This window comes from Ruegeria sp. HKCCA5929 (assembly GCF_013034525.1).
In the GTDB taxonomy this organism is placed as follows: domain Bacteria; phylum Pseudomonadota; class Alphaproteobacteria; order Rhodobacterales; family Rhodobacteraceae; genus Ruegeria.
In genome coordinates this window covers 703189-723089 of record NZ_WQGE01000002.1, presented here as the reverse complement: position 1 = coordinate 723089, position 19901 = coordinate 703189, and the positions used below count along the sequence as shown (strand labels likewise).

Genomic DNA, 19901 nt, shown 5'->3' with positions numbered 1-19901 from the left:
AACGGGTCCGGTTCTCGGGACATCGCCTTGAAGAGAAAGGGATTGCAAAAATGGGAAAAGTAATCGGGATTGACCTCGGTACCACCAACTCGTGTGTGGCCATCATGGACGGCTCGCAGCCGAAGGTCATCGAAAACGCTGAAGGGGCGCGGACCACGCCCTCGATCGTCGCCTTCACCGAAGATGAGCGACTGGTCGGTCAGCCTGCAAAACGTCAGGCGGTCACCAACCCCGACAACACGATCTTTGGCGTCAAGCGTCTGATCGGTCGTCGCGTGGATGATGCAGAAGTCGAAAAAGACAAGAAAATGGTGCCGTATGCCATTGTTGATGGCGGCAACGGCGACGCTTGGGTCGAAGCCCGCGGCGAAAAATACTCTCCAAGCCAGATCTCGGCCTTCACCCTGGGCAAGATGAAGGAAACGGCTGAAAGCTATCTGGGTGAGGAAGTCACGCAAGCGGTCATCACCGTACCGGCCTACTTCAACGACGCACAGCGTCAGGCCACCAAAGACGCCGGTAAAATCGCCGGTCTGGAAGTGCTGCGGATCATCAACGAACCGACAGCGGCTGCTCTGGCCTATGGTCTGGATAAAGAAGAAACCCAAACCATCGCGGTCTATGACCTTGGTGGCGGTACCTTCGACGTGACCATTCTGGAAATCGACGACGGCCTGTTCGAGGTCAAGTCGACCAACGGCGACACCTTCCTGGGTGGTGAAGACTTTGACATGCGCATCGTCAACTATCTGGCGGATGAGTTCAAAAAGGAACACGGCGTCGATCTGTCCCAAGACAAGATGGCCCTGCAGCGTCTGAAAGAAGCTGCTGAAAAAGCTAAGATCGAACTGTCGTCGACCTCGCAGACCGAAATCAACCAGCCGTTCATCTCGATGGGTTCGAACGGTCAGCCGCTGCACATGGTCATGAAACTGACCCGTGCCAAGTTGGAGTCGCTGGTTGCGGACCTGATCAAGAAGTCGATGAAGCCTTGCGCCGCTGCTCTGAAAGACGCCGGCCTGTCGGCTGCTGACGTTGACGAAGTTGTTCTGGTCGGTGGTATGACCCGGATGCCGAAAGTGATCGAAGAGGTCACCAAATTCTTCGGTAAAGAGCCGCACAAAGGTGTGAACCCGGACGAAGTGGTTGCCATGGGCGCCGCCATTCAGGCCGGTGTTCTGCAAGGCGACGTCAAAGACGTTGTTCTGCTGGACGTGACCCCGCTGTCGCTGGGCATCGAAACGCTGGGTGGCGTGTTCACCCGTCTGATCGACCGCAACACCACGATCCCGACCAAGAAGTCTCAGGTCTTCTCGACCGCCGAGGACAACCAGAATGCCGTGACCATCCGCGTGTTTCAGGGTGAGCGTGAAATGGCTGCGGACAACAAGATCCTGGGTCAGTTCAACCTTGAAGACATTCCGCCCGCACCGCGCGGCATGCCTCAGATCGAAGTGACCTTTGACATCGACGCCAACGGCATTGTCTCGGTTTCGGCCAAAGACAAAGGCACCGGCAAAGAGCAGAAGATCACTATCCAGGCTTCGGGTGGTCTGTCCGACGAGGATATCGAAAAGATGGTCAAGGACGCCGAAGAGAACGCGGAAGCCGACAAGGAACGCCGCGAGCTGGTCGACGCCAAGAACCAGGCGGAAAGCCTCATCCACTCGACCGAGAAGTCGATGGAAGAGCATTCCGACAAGGTCGACCCGACTACCATCGAAGCCATCGAGCTGGCCATTGCCGCACTGAAGGACGAGTTGGAAACCGAGAATGCCGACAAGATCAAGTCGGGCATCCAGAACGTCACCGAAGCGGCCATGAAGCTGGGCGAAGCCATCTACAAGGCGCAAGCCGAAGAGGGTGAAGATGAGCCTGCCGCCGCAGATGCCGCACCAGGTGACGATGACATTGTCGACGCTGAGTTCGAAGATCTGGACGACGACAAGCGTAAGTAACGGGTAACCGGGCCAATCTGGGCCGGTCCGCTCGCCGGGCCGGCCCGATTACGTTGAGGCAGAAGGAAACGCTGATGTCAAAACGCGACTATTACGATGTGCTCGGCGTAGCCAAGGGTGCATCGGCGGACGAGATCAAAAAGGGTTTTCGCAAGAAGGCCAAAGAGTTGCATCCCGACCGCAACAAAGACAACCCGGATGCCGAGGCGCAGTTCAAGGAAGCGAACGAAGCCTATGACGTGTTGAAGGACGCTGAGCGCAAGGCCGCCTATGACCGCTTTGGCCATGCCGCTTTTGAAAACGGCATGGGCGGCGGTGGGCGTCCCGGCGGCGGCTTTGGTCAGGGCGACTTTTCCAGCGCATTCTCGGACGTTTTCGATGATCTGTTCGGCGATTTCATGGGCGGTCAACGCGGTGGCGGCGGCGGGCGTCGTGCCGCACGCGGATCAGACCTGCGCTACAATCTGCGCGTGACGCTGGAAGAGGCATTCTCGGGCCTGCAGAAAACCATTAACGTCCCCACCGCTGTGGCTTGTTCGTCCTGTGACGGAACCGGCGCTGAAGGTGGCGTTGAACCCACAACCTGCCCCACCTGTTCGGGCATGGGTAAGGTGCGGGCGCAACAGGGCTTCTTTACAGTCGAGCGCACCTGCCCGACATGTTCAGGGCTGGGTCAGATCATCAAGAACCCCTGCAAATCCTGCCAGGGATCAGGTCGTGTCGAAAAAGACCGTGCCTTGTCCGTCAATATCCCGGCTGGTGTTGAAACCGGAACACGGATTCGGCTGGCTGGCGAGGGCGAAGCTGGGATGCGCGGTGGTCCTCCGGGCGATCTCTATATCTTTGTCGAGGTCTCTGACCACAAGCTGTTCGAACGCGACAGCGTAAACCTCTATTGCCGGGTTCCGGTCAGCATGGCCAAGGCGGCGCTGGGCGGTTCGATCGAAGTGCCGACCATTGATGGCGGACGGGGACGTGTCCAGATTCCGGCAGGCAGTCAGTCAGGTCGCCAAATGCGTCTGCGTGGCAAAGGTATGCCCGCGCTGCGTGGTGGTGGCGTTGGTGACATGTTCATCGAACTGGCGGTGGAAACTCCGGTCAATCTGACCAGTCGTCAGAAAGAGCTGCTGCGCGAATTTGAAGATTTGGGCGAAGACAACCACCCGGAATCCAAAAGCTTTTTCTCTTCCGTCAAATCCTTCTGGGACGGAATGAAAGGCTGAGACTGAGGCGGCGATTGCCGCCTCTTTTACGTTTTGGCTGTTGTGATAACCAACACGACACGGCGTCGTTTGACGCTATCTGGTTTCCAGCCAATCCATCAAACGCATCGACCAGATCGCTGTTCCCAGACCTGCAACCTTGAACGGGCGATAGGACATGGTTCGCACAGGGGTTGTTGGAAAGGTCAGAGACTTAGGGTCAGCGCCCAGGGCGCGCTCGGCCAGAACACGGCCCATCACATGTGACATGGCAACGCCGCGTCCGTTGTATCCTAGCCCGATTAAAAGACCCGGCTGAGGTTCATGCAGGTGGGGCAAGTGGTCGTCTGTTACCGCAATGCGCCCTCCCCAGCGATGGGACCAATTGGCACCTTTCAACTGAGGGAAAACGCGTTCGGCGTCTCGTTGAAGCCAATCGAAACCGCCCAAGTTGCCTGCGCCATCCACGCGCCCCAACCCACCGTAGACCAACCGATTGTCCGGCTCTCGCCGTGCGTACATGATGATACGTCGGCTGTCTGAGATCGTGTGTCCCTGCGGCAGGATCGAAGCGATGACGTCTTCCGGCAACGGGTCTGTTGCGATCTGAATCGGGGTCAGGGGCAAGATGCTGTTGGGTAGTTTCGGCACCAGCGGGCCTGTATAGCCGTTGGTTGCAACAATAACAGTGTCGGACGTGACCGAGCCGTGATCCGTGCGCAGTTGCCACTTGCCGCCTACCTTGTTCATCGAGGTAACAGCGCTGTTTCCGAAAATTGAAACGCCACGTTGTTGGGCGGCATTTGCCACGCCGCGTGCCAGCATCATTGGCTGTACCGCGCCGCCGCGTGGGGTCACGACACCGCTTGAATAGGCAGCGGTGCCTGATGTGATTCGCAGATCATCCCCGCGCAAAACCTCCATTCCTGCGCCAAAGTCGTTCCATGCTTTCACATCTGCCTCGGCCTTGCGCAATGCCCGGTCATTATGCAGCACGCGCAACCACCCTTTCTGCCGGGCCTGGCACGGGATTTGATAGGTGTCGATCAGGGTAAACAGTTCGTCTGCGGAATTCAGCGACGCTTCGGTCAGGCGTTCAAAATATGTCTGTCCAAGCATACGCTGTAAGTCTTTGGGCGAGTTGAAGGGCAGCATCGGATTAACCTGCCCGCCCGTGCGACCCGAAGCACCCCAGCCGACGTCACCGGCATCAAGCACAACAACAGACGTTCCTGCTTCGGCAAGGGCCAGCGCTGCGCGTAGACCAGTGAAGCCAGCGCCTATGATGACCACATCCGCCCGCAGATCGCCGGACAATTGCGGGCTATCGGGCTTCTTTGGTGCCGTGGTAGCCCAAAGCGAATTTGGCCGTGTCGCCACGGCGGGCGGCGTTGCAAGCATTTTACTCTCGCATTACGGAACATTCATTCCATTATTCGATAGTAAAACTCAGGTCGTCAAGCCGAAGTTTTCCGGTGCTTCACCTCCGATCTGGTCGCAGATCTCGGCGGCGGTTTGTTTCAGCAAGTTGAGATTTGTGCGCAATTCGTCAGGTGTGTTGTCTGCCGTCAAAGTCCACATTGACAAGCAGGCGGCTACTTTACCCTGTTCATTCCAGATCGGGACGGACATGCCCATGACCTGCAGGAATTCTTCTTTGACGACCATCGCGTAACCCTGGCTTCGAACGACATCAAGATCCGCTTCAAGCTCGGGCAGGAGGGTTCTGGTGAACTCGGTGAACTTTTCCAACCCAGATGACCCCAGTACGGAATCGCGCTGTTTCTCGGTCATAAACGCCAGGAAAACCTTGCCTGCGGCGGTGCAGTGTAGCGGCGCGTGGTCACCTGTTCGCGCAGCATATCGAATCGCGACATGGTTGGACGTTCGCAGGTACAGAATGGTATCGCCATCCAGAACAGACAGCGCAATGTTCATACCGGTCACTTCGCTGAGGCGGTCAACGGGTTCGGCGACAACTTGCTGAAGATCGGGGTGGCGGAACCCTGCACGCGCCCATGCCTGAAATCGTGGCCCGGGTTTGTAGGTTCTGCCGGTTTTCTCATACTCGACCAGACCTTCGCTTTGCAGAACGGCAAGAACGCGATGGCACGAACTTTTGACAAAGCCCGTCTGTGCGACAATGTCTGAAAACACCATCGGCCGTTTCGCATGGGTTAGAACATCCATGATCCTTGCGCATTTTGCGACGATGGAACTGTCTGTGGGTCTTGCCATACCTGATCTCACATCTACTACATTGCAGAACTACGACGAGTTTTTGTTCATTTCAAGCTTTTGAGCGCTTGTTTATGTATAGTTGAACAATAAACAGTTGACGGAAAGAACGCGCACTCTCTAGTGTTTTATTCCAGAACAACTGTTCTGCACCACGATAGAGCGAAGGGCTTCAAAGTAAGCGGTGTGCAAAAGAATCGGCACCGTGTCGCAAGACGCAACCAACGCTCCCTCAAAAGATAAAACGGCGGTTCGCGCTGAAAACAAAAAGTGACCCAACCGGAGGATACTATGAAGAAGACACTCGCTACTCTCGCAGCGACCAGTGTGCTTGCACTGACAAGCCATGCGGTGCTTGCGCAGGATCTGGAAGAAATCACAGTCGCATACTTCCTGGAATGGCCCCTGCCCATGCTGGAAGCCAAAGCCAACGGAACCTATGACGAAGCGCTTGGCCTCAAGGTCAACTGGGTCAGTTTTGAAACCGGCACCGCGATGAGCGCGGCGATGGCTTCGGGCGACGTACAGATTGCGGTCAGCCAGGGCATTCCGCCTTTCGTTGTTGCTGCATCCGCCGGCCAGGCGATTCAGGTGGTTGATGTCGCCGTGACGTATTCCGAGAATGACAACTGTGTCGTGTCGGAAGCGCTGGAGATCGACAAGGAAAACGCCAGCGAACTGGCGGGCAAAAAGGTCGCTGTTCCGCTGGGTACAGCTGCGCATTATGGCTTCCTGCGCCAGATGGATCATTTCGGCATCGACTTGGCCAGCCTTGAAGTTGTCGACATGGCCCCGCCTGAAGGCGCGGCAGCCCTGAGTCAGGGCGCGGTTGACTTCGCCTGCGGCTATGGCGGCGGTCTGTCCCGTATGAAAGAACACGGGAACGTTCTGTTGACCGGTGCCGAGAAAGAAGAACTGGGCATTCTGGTGTTCGACGTAACCTCGTCCCCGGAAAGCTTTATCTCGGAAAATCCGGAACTGGTCGCACAGTTCCTGCAGGTAACTGCAGATGCAAACGAGCGCTGGAACTCGGGTGCCGGCGGTGATGCGATGCTTGAGGTTGTTGCCAAGGAATCCGGCATGGACCTTGACGGCGCACGCGCCGCTATTGGGACAATGGGCTTCCCCAGCATGGATGATCAGCTGTCCGAGAAATGGCTGGGCGGTAATGTGCAGACCTTCATGAAAGGTGTGGCCGACGTGTTTGTCGAAGCCGGCAGCATCGACGGGGCGCTGGACAGCTATGCCAACTCGGTCAACACTGAACCGATGACGATTGCCGACGGCAAATAACAGAGTCCGGCGTGGCGCATTTCGATGCGCCCGCCGGTGCTGACCCGGCAATTGGGCGCGCCGCCCGCGCGTGAGGGCGCCTGTATCAAAGAGAGACGGATATGACAGGTTTATCCATCGAAAACATCTCCATGCGTTTCGACCTGCCCAATGGAACGGCAGTGCAAGCGTTGAAAGATGTTACGTTGCATCTGAACGAAGGCGAGTTGATGAGCGTGCTGGGCCCCTCGGGCTGCGGCAAGACCACACTGCTGAACATCGTTGCGGGTTTTCTGGCCCCGACCGAAGGGCAGATCGTGATGAATGGCCACACAGTCACTGGCCCTGATGCCGAACGTGGCATGGTGTTTCAAAAAGGCGCTTTGTTCGAATGGATGAGCGTGCGTGACAATGTAAGTTTTGGTCCCCGGATGAAGGGCCAGAAAGAAGCGCAATACGCGGCCGAGGTCGATCATCTACTTGAGGTCGTGGGCCTTCAGGACTTCAAGGAAAAGGCGATCTACGAATTGTCTGGCGGGATGCAGCAGCGCGTGGCGCTGGCGCGATGTCTGGCCAATGACCCCGATGTCATCCTGATGGACGAACCGCTGGGTGCGCTGGACGCGCTGACCCGTGAAAAAATGCAATCGCTGGTTTTGAAACTTTGGAAAGAGACCGGCAAGACCATCATCCTGATCACCCACTCGGTCGAAGAGGCGCTGCTGCTGGGCGAGCGTCTGCTGGTGATGGCACCCAGACCGGGGCGCATTCACAAGGAATATCGCCTTCCCTTCGCAGATATGGGCGTCGACCAGGATCTGCGTGAGGTCAAGAAACACCCCGACTTCGCCACCAACCGCGAAGAAATCCTGGGCATGATTTGGGACATGGAAGAAGAAATCATGGGTCGGACGGAGGCAGCGCAATGATCCCCATTCTGATCTATATCGCGATATTCATCGGCGCATTCTTTGTGGTCAAACTGGTGACCGCAGGCACAGACCGCCATGATTTCACGTCACTTAAGACGGTCACCTTTGGCGATGAAAGCGCCGTTGTCTCGGATCGTAAGGCGTCAATCATCTCGATCATCGCCATCTTCGTGCTTTGGGGCGCATTCACCGGGTCGGCCTTGTTGCCGTCGTTCTTGCACGCGCCGGGGCCGTTTGTCGGAGAAGGTACGTTCACCTACACGGTTGAAACGGCAGATGGTCAGACCGATGACGCCACGGTGACGGTAATTGTGCACCCTGCGGACGCACCGGTGGACGAACCCGAGGTCGCACCCGGTGACGGATTTGCCAAAGACGATGCCGTAGTGGTTCAGGCTTATCGCAGCAAGCTGGCCCGCCTTGACCGAAATGATGAGGTCGGTCGCGACGAGGGGGCCAAGATCGTTGCTGTGAATGGTCAGCCGATTGAACCCGGTGGCGTTGTGAACACCGATTTCGGCCGTGTAGTCATGTCGCAGCGTGGCACGCTCAATATTGACCCGGACAAAGGCTGGCAGATGGAACCGATCTGGCTGCCCGCACCGGAAAACGTTTTCGAACGCTTGGGTGAGATTGCTAGCGAAGGCTTCCGGAACTTCACCCTTTGGGAACATCTGGGTTATTCGCTGTTCCGCGTGATCGTGGGCTTCCTTCTGGGATCGCTTGTGGGCATTCCGTTGGGATATGCAATGGGCCTGTCCAACTGGTTCCGTGGATGGTTCGACCCGATCGTCGAGTTCATGCGCCCGGTTCCGCCGCTGGCCTTGATCCCGCTGGTGATCATCTGGGCCGGGATTGGTGAGGGCGGCAAGATCATCCTGCTGTTCCTGGCGGCGCTGTGGATCATGGCGATTGCGGCCCGTTCTGGTGTGTCCGGCGTGAACATCTCGAAGGTACACGCGGCCTATTCCCTTGGGGCGTCGAAGTGGCAGGTGATGCGCTACGTGATCATCCCCAATTCGCTGCCCGAGATCTTCACCGGTGCGCGGGTTGCGATGGGGGTCTGCTGGGGCACGGTTGTTGCTGCAGAACTGGTCGCTGCTGAAAAAGGGGCTGGCATGATGATCATGGTTGCCTCGAAATTTCAGAACACCGACATCGTGATCATGGGCATCATCCTGATTGGCGTCATCGGCTTCGGTATCGACATGCTGATGCGCTGGGCCGAACGTGTTCTGGTGCCCTGGAAAGGTAAAAGCTGATCGATTTGCATCAGACGTCAACGCGCGTCTGATTGCCTTTAGACCGATAAAAGGCGCGGTTTCCCGGTCCCGGGTGCCGCGCCTCTTTCATTGTGCGCCTGCCGCCTTGCTATGCGTGTGACAAAACGGGTCAGCGATATATCCAGTTTGCAGGCCGATTACGCCCAATTGGCTCTTGCGTTTGGCGTCGGTGGCTGAGATTGTCTGCGCCAACCGTTGGGGTGCCCTGATCGCAGGGCTGAGAGGCGCGGCTGCGCTAACCCATCGAACCTGATCCGGGCAATTCCGGCGTAGGGAACGGTCTTATGAACACAGACAGTTTTCCTACATCGTTGCCCAGAGAAGATGGAGCGACGACATGGCTGCAATTGCCTTGACCATTGCGGGATCCGACAGCGGAGGCGGTGCCGGGATACAGGCCGATCTGAAGGCCATGTCAGCACTTGGTGTTTTTGGGGCCAGCGTGATTACTGCCGTCACCGCACAGAACACCCAGGCTGTCACAGCAGTGCATGGTATCCCTCTGGACGTGATCGAGGCGCAAATTCACGCGGTGCTGGGCGATCTGGACGTCAAAGCCGTAAAGATCGGTATGCTGGCTACACCCGAGATCATTCAAACCGTTGCCAAGGGGCTGGCTGACTTTCAAGGCCCCATTGTTCTGGACCCGGTGATGATCGCCAAGTCCGGTGACGCCTTGCTGGCGCAAGAGGCAATTCAAACCTTGCGCGATGTGCTGTTACCGATGGCGACGGTTTTGACCCCAAATCTTCCCGAAGCCGCTTGCCTGTTGGATGCACAAGAGGCCGAAACTCCCGAGGAGATGGCCGCACAGGGTCAGGCTCTTTGCGCTTTGGGTGCGCGCGCTGTGGTGATGAAAGGCGGACACGGCGCGGGTGAGGTGTGTCATGATTTGCTGATCGACCCGACAGGTATCGTGGCAGAGTTTCTGGCCCCGCGCCTGAACACCAAAAACACGCATGGGACCGGATGCACCTTGTCATCCTCGATTGCCGCTGGTTTGGCAAAGGGTCTGCCTTTGAAGGAGGCCGCTGCGCAGGCGCATGAATACCTGCAAGGCGCGATTGGACGCGCAGATGAGCTGAACGTGGGTTCCGGGCATGGTCCGGTGCATCATTTCCATCAGGTCTGGCCCAAGTGACCGTCTGGTCTGTCATAGGAGCCGGGGTTGCCGGTTTGGCCGTCGCCAGCGAACTGGTGTTGCGCGGCGCGAAGGTGCAGGTGTTTGATCCCGGCGGCCCGCCGGGCCCGCACGGGTGTTCGTGGTGGGCCGGGGGCATGCTGGCCCCCTGGTGTGAATATGAAAACGCGGAAGAACCGGTGCTGAGACTGGGTCAGCAGGCAATCGACTGGTGGGCTGGTCGCACACAGGTACAGCGGTGCGGTACCTTGGTCGTTGCAAGTGCAAGAGACCTGCCAGACCTACGCAGATTTGCGCGCCGGACTGAGGCGTATGTGGATGCTGACCGAGCGAAAGTTGCCGAATTAGAGCCTGATTTGCACGGGTTTGGGAAGGGCCTGTTCTTTGACCGGGAAGCCCACCTTGATCCGCGTCAGGCGTTGCTGGATTTGCACCGAGGTCTGCAAGAGCAAGGGGTGGAATTCCATCGTAAACTGGCCCCCGCGCAGCTTGAGAACGCAATCGACTGCCGCGGACTGCACGCGCGAGAATATCTTCATGATCTTCGAGGCGTGAAGGGTGAGATGCTGGTCGTACGCTGCCCCGACGTGACGCTGAACCGTCCTGTGCGCCTTTTGCACCCTCGAATGCCGCTTTACATCGTGCCGAGGGGCGATGGCATCTACATGCTGGGTGCGACCATGATCGAAAGCGAAGACAGCAGCCGCATCACGGCCCGGTCCATGCTGGAACTGCTCAGTGCGGCTTATGCCCTGAACCCGGCCTTTGGTGAGGCCGAGGTGCTGGAAATAGGCGTCGACCTGCGCCCTGCCTTTCCCGATAATTTGCCCCGCATCCGCCGCTTGGGCAGGACAATCTATGCCAACGGGCTTTATCGACACGGTTACCTGCTGGCCCCGGCGTTGGCGCAGGGTGTGGCGGATCTGGCGTTGGACAACACACATTCGGAGATGGTCGATGAAGATCGTGCTTAACGGAGAGGCGCGGGACGTGCGCGCCGAAACCCTGGCCGAGCTGCTGGACGAATGCGGTTTCACTGGCCGCGTCGCTACCGCAGTGAACGAGGATTTCGTGCCGTCCAGTCTACGCATTGCGCACAAACTGGCCGATGGTGATCGGGTCGAAGTCGTTGCGCCGATGCAGGGGGGATAAGGATGAAAACCTTCTATGGAACGGAACTGCCCAACCCGCTGATGCTCGGCACGGCCCAATACCCCAGCCCGGCCATTTTGGAGCAGGCTTTCCGCGACAGTGGTGCGGGTGTTGCAACCGTATCCTTGCGCCGTGAATCCGGTGCCGGGCAGACCTTTTGGCAGATGATCCGGGAACTGGGCGTCCTGATCCTGCCCAACACCGCTGGTTGCCACACAGTGAAAGAGGCTGTGACCACGGCCCATATGGCCCGCGAGGTTTTTGAGACCTCGTGGATCAAGCTGGAACTGATTGGACACACCGACAGCCTGCAACCGGATGTGTTCCAGTTGGTCGAAGCCGCCCGCATCCTGACCGAAGACGGATTTCAGGTGTTTCCCTATACCACAGACGATCTAATCGTGGGCGAACGCCTGCTGGAAGCAGGGTGCGAGGTGCTGATGCCTTGGGGCGCGCCGATTGGGTCTGGGCGTGGTCTGAACAACGAATATGCCTTGCGCGCGATGCGGGCCGAGTTTCCAGATGTTCCACTGGTGGTCGATGCCGGTATTGGCCTGCCCAGCCATGCGGCCCACGCGATGGAGCTGGGCTATGACGCCGTGCTGTTGAACACTGCCGTGGCCCGCGCCGGAGATCCTGTTCTGATGGCCAAAGCGATGGCGCAGGCGACGCTGGCCGGGCAGTTGGCCCATCAGGCTGACCCGATCGAGGCGCGCGATATGGCTGAACCTTCTACCCCTGTTGTTGGAAAGGCATTCCTGTCATGACGCTGGACCGTTTTTATCCGATCTTCGATCACTCGGACTGGCTGCGACGGATGTTGCCGCTGGGTATCAAGCTGGTGCAGCTGCGCGTCAAGGATCAGCCGGATGATGAGGTGCGCGACCAGATAGCGGCTTCGCGCGATTTGTGCCGCGATCATGGGTCGGTTCTGGTGATCAATGATTACTGGCAACATGCCATTGATCTGGGGTGCGACTGGGTTCATCTGGGGCAAGAGGATCTGGACGATGCAGATCTGAAAGCCATCCGAAAAGCGGGTCTAAAGCTGGGCGTTTCTACCCATGACGATGTTGAGCTTGAGCGCGTGTTGGCCATGGATCCCGACTATGTGGCGTTAGGGCCCGTCTATCCAACCATCCTGAAAAAGATGAAATGGCATCAACAGGGCCTGCCCCGCGTGACCGAATGGAAGGCTCGCGTTGGCGACATTCCCTTGGTGGGCATCGGTGGTATGAGTGTTGAGCGCGCGGCAGGTGTTATAGAGGCCGGGGCCGATATTGTCTCGGCCGTGACGGACATTACTCTGAATGCTGACCCCGAAGCGCGGGTGCGCGCGTGGATCGAGGCCACGCGATGAGCCGCTATGCCCGTCAGACGCTTTTGCCAGAAGTGGGCGAAGAAGGGCAGGGTCGCCTGACTTCGGCTCATGTTCTCGTGGTTGGCGCGGGCGGGTTGGCCGCGCCGGTCCTTCCGCTTTTGGCCGGGGCTGGTTTGGGGCAGATCACGATTGTAGATGGTGACAACGTGGACCTGTCGAATCTGCATCGGCAAACCTTGTTTGCTGAGGCCGATTGCGGACAGCCCAAGGCAGAGCGGGCCGCCGACCGGTGCCGCGCGTTGAATTCCGAGGTTGAAGTTGTTGCCTTCAATCACGCGCTTACCAGTGAAAATGCGGCCTCTCTGGTCGCGCAAGCCGATGCCGTTTTGGATTGCGCTGACAGTTACGCGGCCAGCTATATCCTGTCGGACACGTGCCTGGAGCAAGACAAACCGTTGATCAGCGCATCGGTTCTGGGGCTTTCCGGCTATGTCGGCGGGTTCTGTGGCGGTGCGCCATCCCTGCGCGCTGTGTTCCCGGATGCGCCGGACAGTGGGGCCAGTTGCGCGACAGCGGGCGTTCTGGGTCCTGTGGTTGGCGTGATCGGGGCGATGCAGGCACAGATGGTGCTGAACCTGATCCTCGGGTTGGAGCCGTCACCTTTGGGGCAGATGGTGCAGTATGACGCGCGTACCCTGCGCAGCACCGGGTTCCGGTTTGACGATGCACCCGAGCCGAATACGTGCTTTCGGTTCCTCTCTGCCAGTCAACTGACGGATACCGACCAGATCGTGGAGCTGCGCGGTGTCGAAGAAGCGCCGATTGCAACCCATCCAAACGCCGCTCGCTTTTTGCCGAATGAACTTCACAAGCTAGACCCTAACAAAGGCAAAAGGCTTGCACTTTGCTGCGCGACGGGCCTGCGGTCTTGGCGCGCCGCCGAACAGTTACAACCAGATTGGCCGGGCGAGATCGTCCTTGTCGCGGCCTCAACCTCGTGAGTGAAAAGGAAACGCGAGACATGAAAAAGCTGATGACAGCCATTGCCCTTCTGGCCGCCGTGCCAGCTTGGGCCGAAGACAAGATGACCGTTCTGCTGGATTGGTTTATCAACCCTGACCACGGCCCTATTATTGTGGCGCAGGAAAACGGCTATTTCGCCGAGCAGGGGCTTGAGGTTGAAATCGTCCCACCTGCGGACCCGTCCGCCCCGCCGCGTCTGGTAGCTGCCGGTCAGGCAGAACTGGCCGTGTCGTATCAGCCGCAGCTACATCTGCAAATCCACGAGGGCCTGCCCCTGAAACGCGTTGGCACGCTGGTTGCAACACCCTTGAACTGCCTTTTGGTGCTGGAAGACGGCCCGATCAAATCGCCCGCCGACCTCAAGGGCAAGAAGATCGGTTTCTCTGTCGCAGGTGTCGAAGAGGCCATCCTTGGCACCGTTCTGGGCAAATATGACGTTGCTCTGGACGATGTGGAGCTGATCAACGTCAACTTCTCGCTCTCGCCCTCGCTGATGACCGGTCAGGTCGACGCGGTTATCGGGGCTTACCGTAACTTTGAACTCAACCAGATGGATATCGAAGGTCGTCCGGGCACTTGTTTTTACATCGAGGAAGAAGGCGTGCCATCCTACGACGAACTGATTTATGTCGCCAACCCCGAGACGATGGACAAAGACAAGATCGCCCGCTTCTTGGCCGCGACCGAAAAGGCGACCCAGTATATCGTCAACAACCCGGAAAAAAGCTGGGAGATCTTTGCAAGCACGTCACCTGAACTGCAAGATGAGCTGAACGCCCGCGCCTGGGTCGACACGCTGCCACGTTTTGCACTGCGCCCCGCAGGCTTTGATGCTGGTCGCTATGCCCGGTTCGAGGCGTTCCTGAACGAAAGCGGCATGATCGATAGCATTCTTCCGGTCAGTGATCTGACCATCGATGTGACCGCGCAATGAACGGGTATGGCAAAGCCTTCACATTGATGCGTGACGCGGCGCAGGGACCGTGGCGGGACTATACCCGCCACGCCTTTGTCGAAGGAATGAAAGACGGCACGCTGCCGCGTGAGGCGTTTCTTCACTATCTGCGACAGGATTACGTGTTTCTGATCCATTTTTCTCGTGCCTGGGCTTTGGCGGTAGTGAAATCGGAAACGCATTCCGAAATGCTGACAGCGGTCGGTACCGTGAACGCTTTGGTCGCGGAAGAAATGCAACTGCACATCGGTATCTGTGAGGCTGCTGGAATCTCACAGGATGAATTGTTCGCCACCCCTGAACGCGCTGAAAACCTGGCCTACACGCGGTTTGTACTTGAGGCCGGATACAGCGGCGATCTGCTGGACCTGCTGGCAGCGCTGGCCCCCTGCGTTATGGGCTATGGTGAGATCGGTACCCGGCTGGCGGAGGAAGCGACGTCCGATACCTATCGCGACTGGATCAACACCTATGCCGGTGAAGAGTATCAAGGCGCGTGCCAAGCGGTAGGTGAGTTGTTGGATTCGGCTCTAACACGGCGTCTAGGGGCGGATTTTGAATCTTCGCCCCGCTGGGATCGTTTGTGCCAAACCTTCCGAACGGCGACGGAATTGGAAGTGAATTTCTGGCAAATGGGACTGACCCCGTGACCCCTGCGCCTGATCTGACCATAAACGGGTCTGCCAAAATCGACGGCGCAACCTTGTTCGCTCCGTTGACCCTGACCCTTGGGGCAGGGGCATGGACCTGTTTGCTGGGCGGATCGGGCGTGGGAAAAACGACCGTTTTGCGGTTGATTGCCGGGTTGGAAACCGGGGCCGAGTTCTCGGGCCAGATCACAGCAAGCGACGGTTTACCGGTCTCGGATCGGGTGGCTTACATGGCGCAGGACGACCTATTGCTGCCTTGGGCGACTGTGGCGCAGAACGTTTCACTTGGTGCGCGGCTGCGGGGCGAAAAGCCTGATCTGGATCGGCGTGACCGCCTGATCAAACGGATGCGCCTGCAGGATCACATGACCAAGAAACCGACCGAGCTGTCGGGGGGCCAAAGACAGCGCGTCGCGCTGGCCCGTACGCTGATGGAAGATCGGCCTATCGTGCTGTTGGATGAGCCGTTTTCAGCGCTCGACGCCCGGACCCGCGCCGATATGCAGGATTTGGCGGCCGAGGCTCTGGCAAGGCGAACTGTCCTTTTGGTCACGCATGACCCCGGTGAAGCCGCGCGCTTGGGGCAGTCCATTGTTGTCATGACCGAACACGGCCTGACCCCTTGCGACCCGCCTCATGCTCCGGCCCCACGCAGCGTGGATGATCTGGAAACGCTGGAAACTCAGGGTGCGTTGCTGCGACTTCTGCGGGAGGACGCAGCATGAAGTACCTGTCGGCCCTCGCAGCTGCACTGTTTGCATTGATCATCTGGCAAGGGATCGTGACCCTGACAGGTTTGCCAAAATTCATTCTGCCCGGCCCCGCTTTGGTGGCCGAAACCTGGTGGCAAAACAGATGGTTGATCGCCGAACATGCGTGGATCACCGCAGTTGAAGTTGTCATAGGTCTGGCCGTCGGGACGGTACTGGGCGTCATCACAGCGCTTCAATTGGCGAATTCGCGTGCTGCGCGGGTGTTGGTGCAGCCGATGCTGGTGTTCACTCAGGCGCTGCCGGTTTTTGCGCTGGCACCGTTGCTGACCCTGTGGCTTGGCTATGGTCTGTGGTCCAAGGTCGCGATGGCGGTGCTGATCATCTATTTCCCGATCACCTCGTCGTTTTTTGATGGGCTGATGCGTACGCCACCGGGTTATCTGGATCTGGCGCGCACGATGCAGGCCAGCAAACGGTCGGTGCTGTGGCACATCCGTATTCCGGCGGCGCTGCCTTCGCTGGCTTCGGGCATGCGTCTGGCGGCGGTTTATGCTCCGATCGGGGCGGTGATTGGCGAATGGGTCGGCTCGTCGCAAGGTTTGGGCTATCTGATGCTGCTGGCCAATGGCCGCGCCAAGACCGACCTGATGTTTGCGGCAATGCTGACGCTGGGTGTGTTCTCGATCCTTCTGCATATGATCGTCCGCCGCGCCACCGCGCGCATGGCAGGCGAGGCGAGTTAACCAATCAGAAACCGATTCTGCGTCAGGGTGAAGCTATGACCCAGAACGCCTTTGCCGAAGCCCTTATGCTGTTTGACGCGGACGAAGCGCCCGCGCAGCCGCTGCCCTCTGGTCGGTTACCCTCCTACATCAAAGACCATCGCAAGCGGCTGCGCGAACGGTTCATGGCAGGTGGGTCAGCGGCAATGCCGGATTACGAGTTGCTGGAACTGGTGCTGTTCCGATCCATCCCGCGACAAGACGTGAAGCCGCTGGCGCGTGCGTTGATGGATGCGTTTGGCGATTTCAACCGCGTGTTGACCGCGCCCGAAGAACGACTGCGCCAGATCAAAGGCGTGGGCGATACGGTGATCACTGATCTGAAAATCCTTGAGGCTTGTGCCCACAGGATGGCGCGTGCGCGGGTGATGAAGCGGCATGTGATCTCGGGCTGGGATGCGCTGCTGGACTATTGTCACACCACCATGGCCCATCGTGAGACCGAGCAGTTTCGCGTGTTCTATCTGGATCGAAAAAACGTTCTGATCGCAGATGAAGAGCAAGCCAAAGGCACCGTTGATCACGTGCCGGTCTATCCGCGCGAGGTTGCCAAACGCGCGCTGGAGCTGAATGCTTCGGCCTTGATTTTGGTCCATAACCATCCGTCTGGTGACCCGACGCCCTCGCAGTCGGACATCGACATGACCAACCGTATTCAGGATGCGTGTTCGGCGTTGGGGCTAACCTTGCACGATCATCTGATCATTGGGAAATCGACCGAATTGAGTTTTCGGTCGGAAGGTTATTTGTAACGCCTACTGCACCCAGATTTCGACACGGCGGTTAACTTTGCGGCCCCATTCCGTGTCATCGCAGGCCATTGGCATCGCCTCACCAAACCCTTCTGCTGAAACCTCGATACCTTCGGGCAGTAACGATTCCACAGCTGCCAGCACAGTATTTCGCACGGTTTGAGCGCGCCGCAAGGCGATGCGGGCATTGGCAGCGGCCCCGCCATCACCGTCGCTGAAGCCAGCAAACACCAGCTTGCGCGCCTTCAGCGTTCCGGTTTCAAGCATTTGCGCCAAGTGTTGGATGTTTGAACGAGACTGCGCATCGGGCCGCGATGATCCGGGTTCAAACCGAACGGACAAGGACAGGCGCGACAGCGGACGCAGCGTGTCGATCATACGCTGCAATTCTTCCAGCTCGACCTCAGCGCCGCCGGTGACAATAGCGTTGGCAAGCCGGTCGCCCTGCACGCCAATTGGCAGAGTTTCGGGCGATTGATCCACATAACCAGCGCCCCGTATCGCCATCTGTGCTCCGGGGCCTTGGGTATATGCCAGAAACTGCCGCGCGATCCGTGGCAGGCGTCGATCCGGCAGGTAGAGGAACATCGGCAGGGTTAGCGGATAATCCTCGGTCTTGATTGATTGTCGGGTGGCGGCAAGCGGATGACCGCAGCCTCCGGTCAACGGCAGGGGGCGCGTGCCATCAGCTGTGGCTTTGCTGGCTATCCCAATTGAGAAGGGGTCTTTGGCCACGGCGTCTGTCAGATCTCCGATTCGGCTGTGCGGGATCGCTGACGGCGACAAATCTGCATCCACGGTTTTCAGGACCTGGTCTTCAACAGCTTGTGCAAGCCCGGATCCTGTTTCCGGGACATGCAGGGCAATCGGCGCGTCCGGTCCGCCCAATTCCACCCAATTGGTCACTTCCCCGGACAGGATACGGGCCAAATCTGCCATCGAGATTTGCTGCATCATGCTGTCGGCAGCGACCACCGGGACCATAGCGTCTAACGCAATGACCCGCGAGCGCCGCGCCCGTTTCAGATCACCCAGACCGGCAGCTTCGGCTTCCTCTCGTTCTGACTCGCGCACTTCCCGCTGGGCCATCACAATATCTGTCTGATCCGCAACCAGATCCCTGAACCCACGCGCCGTTGTTCCAACGTCAAAATAAAAACGTGCAAGTGGTGCTGAGCGGTCAACCTGCCTGAGCTCATAGACAAAACTGTCCGAATCTACGCGGGCTGGGGTTGCTGTCAGGTTCTCTTGCCGTGCGAACCCTATAATGAGTGCGGGAAGAACCGTTTCAGCCATAACGGAGGAGCCGGAAAACCACAGCTCAGCCACAAAATCCGTCAGGTTTGGACAGGCGAGGCCGTCGCATGTGACGCCAGAGCCATCTACTGTCAGCGGGCCAAACTGAGTCTCAACGCGATAAAACTCGCCGTCAAAACCCAGCAGATTGCCGGTCACTTCGACCTTGCCGTCATGCGACGTCAGCGTGATGTCCTGCGCCAAAGCGCCAGTGGCAAATGAAATCAGCGCAGCTGCCGCTACACGGAATAATGTCATAAGAGAGTCAAACCTGCCTGCGGATTACTTTGCCGCGATTGTCAGGTCTGAGAGAAGATTATTCAACACCAGAAACTCACCTGCGTGTGAACAATCGGGCAGGTCCAGCGACATGTCGCGGGACCGGAGGCGGCGGTCTGACAAAAGTTCTAACGCTTGCACGTTCAGAGTATGCCCGCAATTTGCCTCGGTCACTTCGGCTTCGACCGTCAGATCGATTGTGCCAGACTGGTCCGACGCACTGGCCGGGAAAGAATAGACTTCGATATTCTGCGTTTTGCTCAATCCCTGTTGACCAAGTCGCACAATGTCGCCTGTTCCTTGCGCCGAAGCATCAGCCCAAACGTGGCCATCGCCGCCATAGGTGGCGCCGAACTCCAGAGCATGGATCTGCAATTCGGTCTCACCCTGCCATTGAAGGGCAACGCGATTGTATTCGACAATGTCAGAAACGTGAGTGGTGGCGACAGTGCCGCTTTCGTCTTCGAATGAAATCAGAAAAATCGCATACTCCGACAAGGCCGGGATCGTCATTTGCAGTGCGCCGGACGCGTCGGTCATCTGACTGACCGTCAGACCGCTATGATGGACCTCAACACGCTCTTCCGCGTTACAAGGCGCTTTAAGTGTTAGGCGGGCCATCGCGCCCGGAATAGCGGTAGCGCGGGCGCTGATGTTGCAATCCGTCGGTCTGACCGCAGAGGGAACCCCACCAGGTACAGGAGCTGCATTGCTGGGAATTGCGTCAGACGGTGTGGCTGAGGTCAAAACGATATCCTCCAGCCCGGACAAAACCGAAGACTGCTCTGACGCCGATGCGACATCAATACCGCCCTGCGCGGCGTTGTGTTGCGCAGAAGATCCGTTTTGCATCAGGTAGCCGATGCCCAAAGCACATACCACCGTTCCGCACATGGTCACGTAGTTGCGAACTACAAACAAGACACCCTCCCCAGTTGAAGGAGCAGCTTGC

General features: G+C 58.3%; 20 protein-coding genes and 1 riboswitch. Of the genes, 16 read left to right on the top strand and 4 right to left on the bottom strand.

The features are described 5' to 3' along the window. Window positions 1–50: 50 nt before the first annotated feature. The gene (gene dnaK / locus GOV90_RS08345; protein ID WP_171092878.1) at window positions 51–1958 is read left to right on the top strand and encodes a molecular chaperone DnaK; all 1908 of its coding nucleotides are present in this window, start codon (window positions 51–53) and stop codon (window positions 1956–1958) included. A gap of 74 nt (window positions 1959–2032) precedes the next feature. Continuing rightward, window positions 2033–3181, top strand: coding sequence for a molecular chaperone DnaJ (gene dnaJ / locus GOV90_RS08340; RefSeq protein WP_171092880.1), 1149 nt, complete (start codon window positions 2033–2035; stop codon window positions 3179–3181). Between the two features lie 75 nt (window positions 3182–3256). Here the strand turns inward: dnaJ and GOV90_RS08335 are convergent, their stop codons facing one another. Then, window positions 3257–4561 (bottom strand): FAD-binding oxidoreductase, encoded by a 1305-nt coding sequence (locus GOV90_RS08335; RefSeq protein WP_171092882.1) that lies wholly within the window; start codon window positions 4559–4561, stop codon window positions 3257–3259. Window positions 4562–4609: 48 nt separating this feature from the next. Further along, window positions 4610–5398 (bottom strand): IclR family transcriptional regulator, encoded by a 789-nt coding sequence (locus GOV90_RS08330; protein ID WP_171092885.1) that lies wholly within the window; start codon window positions 5396–5398, stop codon window positions 4610–4612. Between the two features lie 291 nt (window positions 5399–5689). Between GOV90_RS08330 and GOV90_RS08325 the strand changes: the two genes are divergently transcribed. The 14 genes from GOV90_RS08325 to radC all read left to right on the top strand — a co-directional run bounded on the left by GOV90_RS08325 (window position 5690) and on the right by radC (window position 17374). Next, a complete protein-coding gene (locus tag GOV90_RS08325; RefSeq protein WP_171092887.1) occupies window positions 5690–6691 on the top strand; it encodes an ABC transporter substrate-binding protein in 1002 nt (333 codons plus the stop codon). 101 nt (window positions 6692–6792) lie between these two features. Beyond that, window positions 6793–7599, top strand: a complete 807-nt coding sequence (locus GOV90_RS08320; RefSeq protein WP_171092888.1) for a taurine ABC transporter ATP-binding protein — start codon at window positions 6793–6795, stop codon at window positions 7597–7599. Beyond that, entirely contained in the window at window positions 7596–8864 is a 1269-nt protein-coding gene (locus tag GOV90_RS08315) for an ABC transporter permease subunit (RefSeq protein WP_171092890.1), read from the top strand. The genes GOV90_RS08320 and GOV90_RS08315 overlap by 4 nt, the downstream gene beginning before the upstream one ends. A gap of 207 nt (window positions 8865–9071) precedes the next feature. Continuing rightward, window positions 9072–9178: riboswitch (TPP riboswitch) on the top strand. Between the two features lie 44 nt (window positions 9179–9222). Beyond that, entirely contained in the window at window positions 9223–10026 is an 804-nt protein-coding gene (gene thiD / locus GOV90_RS08310; RefSeq protein WP_171092893.1) for a bifunctional hydroxymethylpyrimidine kinase/phosphomethylpyrimidine kinase, read from the top strand. Further along, entirely contained in the window at window positions 10023–11000 is a 978-nt protein-coding gene (locus GOV90_RS08305) for an FAD-dependent oxidoreductase (RefSeq protein WP_171092895.1), read from the top strand. The genes thiD and GOV90_RS08305 overlap by 4 nt, the downstream gene beginning before the upstream one ends. Then, window positions 10984–11178: a sulfur carrier protein ThiS gene (gene thiS / locus GOV90_RS08300; RefSeq protein WP_171092897.1), complete on the top strand. Its 195-nt coding sequence runs from the start codon at window positions 10984–10986 to the stop codon at window positions 11176–11178. The genes GOV90_RS08305 and thiS overlap by 17 nt, the downstream gene beginning before the upstream one ends. Before the next feature lie 2 nt (window positions 11179–11180). Next, complete coding sequence (locus GOV90_RS08295; RefSeq protein WP_171092899.1) at window positions 11181–11945, top strand: thiazole synthase; 765 nt, start codon at window positions 11181–11183, stop codon at window positions 11943–11945. Continuing rightward, window positions 11942–12538, top strand: a complete 597-nt coding sequence (locus tag GOV90_RS08290) for a thiamine phosphate synthase (protein WP_171092901.1) — start codon at window positions 11942–11944, stop codon at window positions 12536–12538. Before GOV90_RS08295 ends, GOV90_RS08290 begins: the two co-directional genes overlap by 4 nt. After that, window positions 12535–13500, top strand: coding sequence for a HesA/MoeB/ThiF family protein (locus GOV90_RS08285; RefSeq protein ID WP_171092903.1), 966 nt, complete (start codon window positions 12535–12537; stop codon window positions 13498–13500). Before GOV90_RS08290 ends, GOV90_RS08285 begins: the two co-directional genes overlap by 4 nt. Window positions 13501–13520: 20 nt before the next feature. Beyond that, window positions 13521–14456 (top strand): ABC transporter substrate-binding protein, encoded by a 936-nt coding sequence (locus tag GOV90_RS08280; RefSeq protein WP_171092905.1) that lies wholly within the window; start codon window positions 13521–13523, stop codon window positions 14454–14456. Continuing rightward, window positions 14453–15127: a thiaminase II gene (gene tenA, locus GOV90_RS08275; protein ID WP_171092907.1), complete on the top strand. Its 675-nt coding sequence runs from the start codon at window positions 14453–14455 to the stop codon at window positions 15125–15127. The genes GOV90_RS08280 and tenA overlap by 4 nt, the downstream gene beginning before the upstream one ends. Continuing rightward, window positions 15124–15852 (top strand): ABC transporter ATP-binding protein, encoded by a 729-nt coding sequence (locus GOV90_RS08270; RefSeq protein ID WP_171092909.1) that lies wholly within the window; start codon window positions 15124–15126, stop codon window positions 15850–15852. Before tenA ends, GOV90_RS08270 begins: the two co-directional genes overlap by 4 nt. Beyond that, the gene (locus GOV90_RS08265) at window positions 15849–16583 is read left to right on the top strand and encodes an ABC transporter permease (RefSeq protein ID WP_171092911.1); all 735 of its coding nucleotides are present in this window, start codon (window positions 15849–15851) and stop codon (window positions 16581–16583) included. Before GOV90_RS08270 ends, GOV90_RS08265 begins: the two co-directional genes overlap by 4 nt. 35 nt (window positions 16584–16618) lie before the next feature. Then, window positions 16619–17374, top strand: a complete 756-nt coding sequence (radC, locus tag GOV90_RS08260; RefSeq protein ID WP_171092913.1) for a DNA repair protein RadC — start codon at window positions 16619–16621, stop codon at window positions 17372–17374. Window positions 17375–17377: 3 nt separating this feature from the next. Here the strand turns inward: radC and GOV90_RS08255 are convergent, their stop codons facing one another. Beyond that, entirely contained in the window at window positions 17378–18928 is a 1551-nt protein-coding gene (locus GOV90_RS08255; RefSeq protein ID WP_171092915.1) for a phosphate ABC transporter substrate-binding/OmpA family protein, read from the bottom strand. A gap of 24 nt (window positions 18929–18952) precedes the next feature. Further along, complete coding sequence (locus GOV90_RS08250) at window positions 18953–19870, bottom strand: hypothetical protein (RefSeq protein ID WP_171092917.1); 918 nt, start codon at window positions 19868–19870, stop codon at window positions 18953–18955. Window positions 19871–19901: the final 31 nt, after the last annotated feature.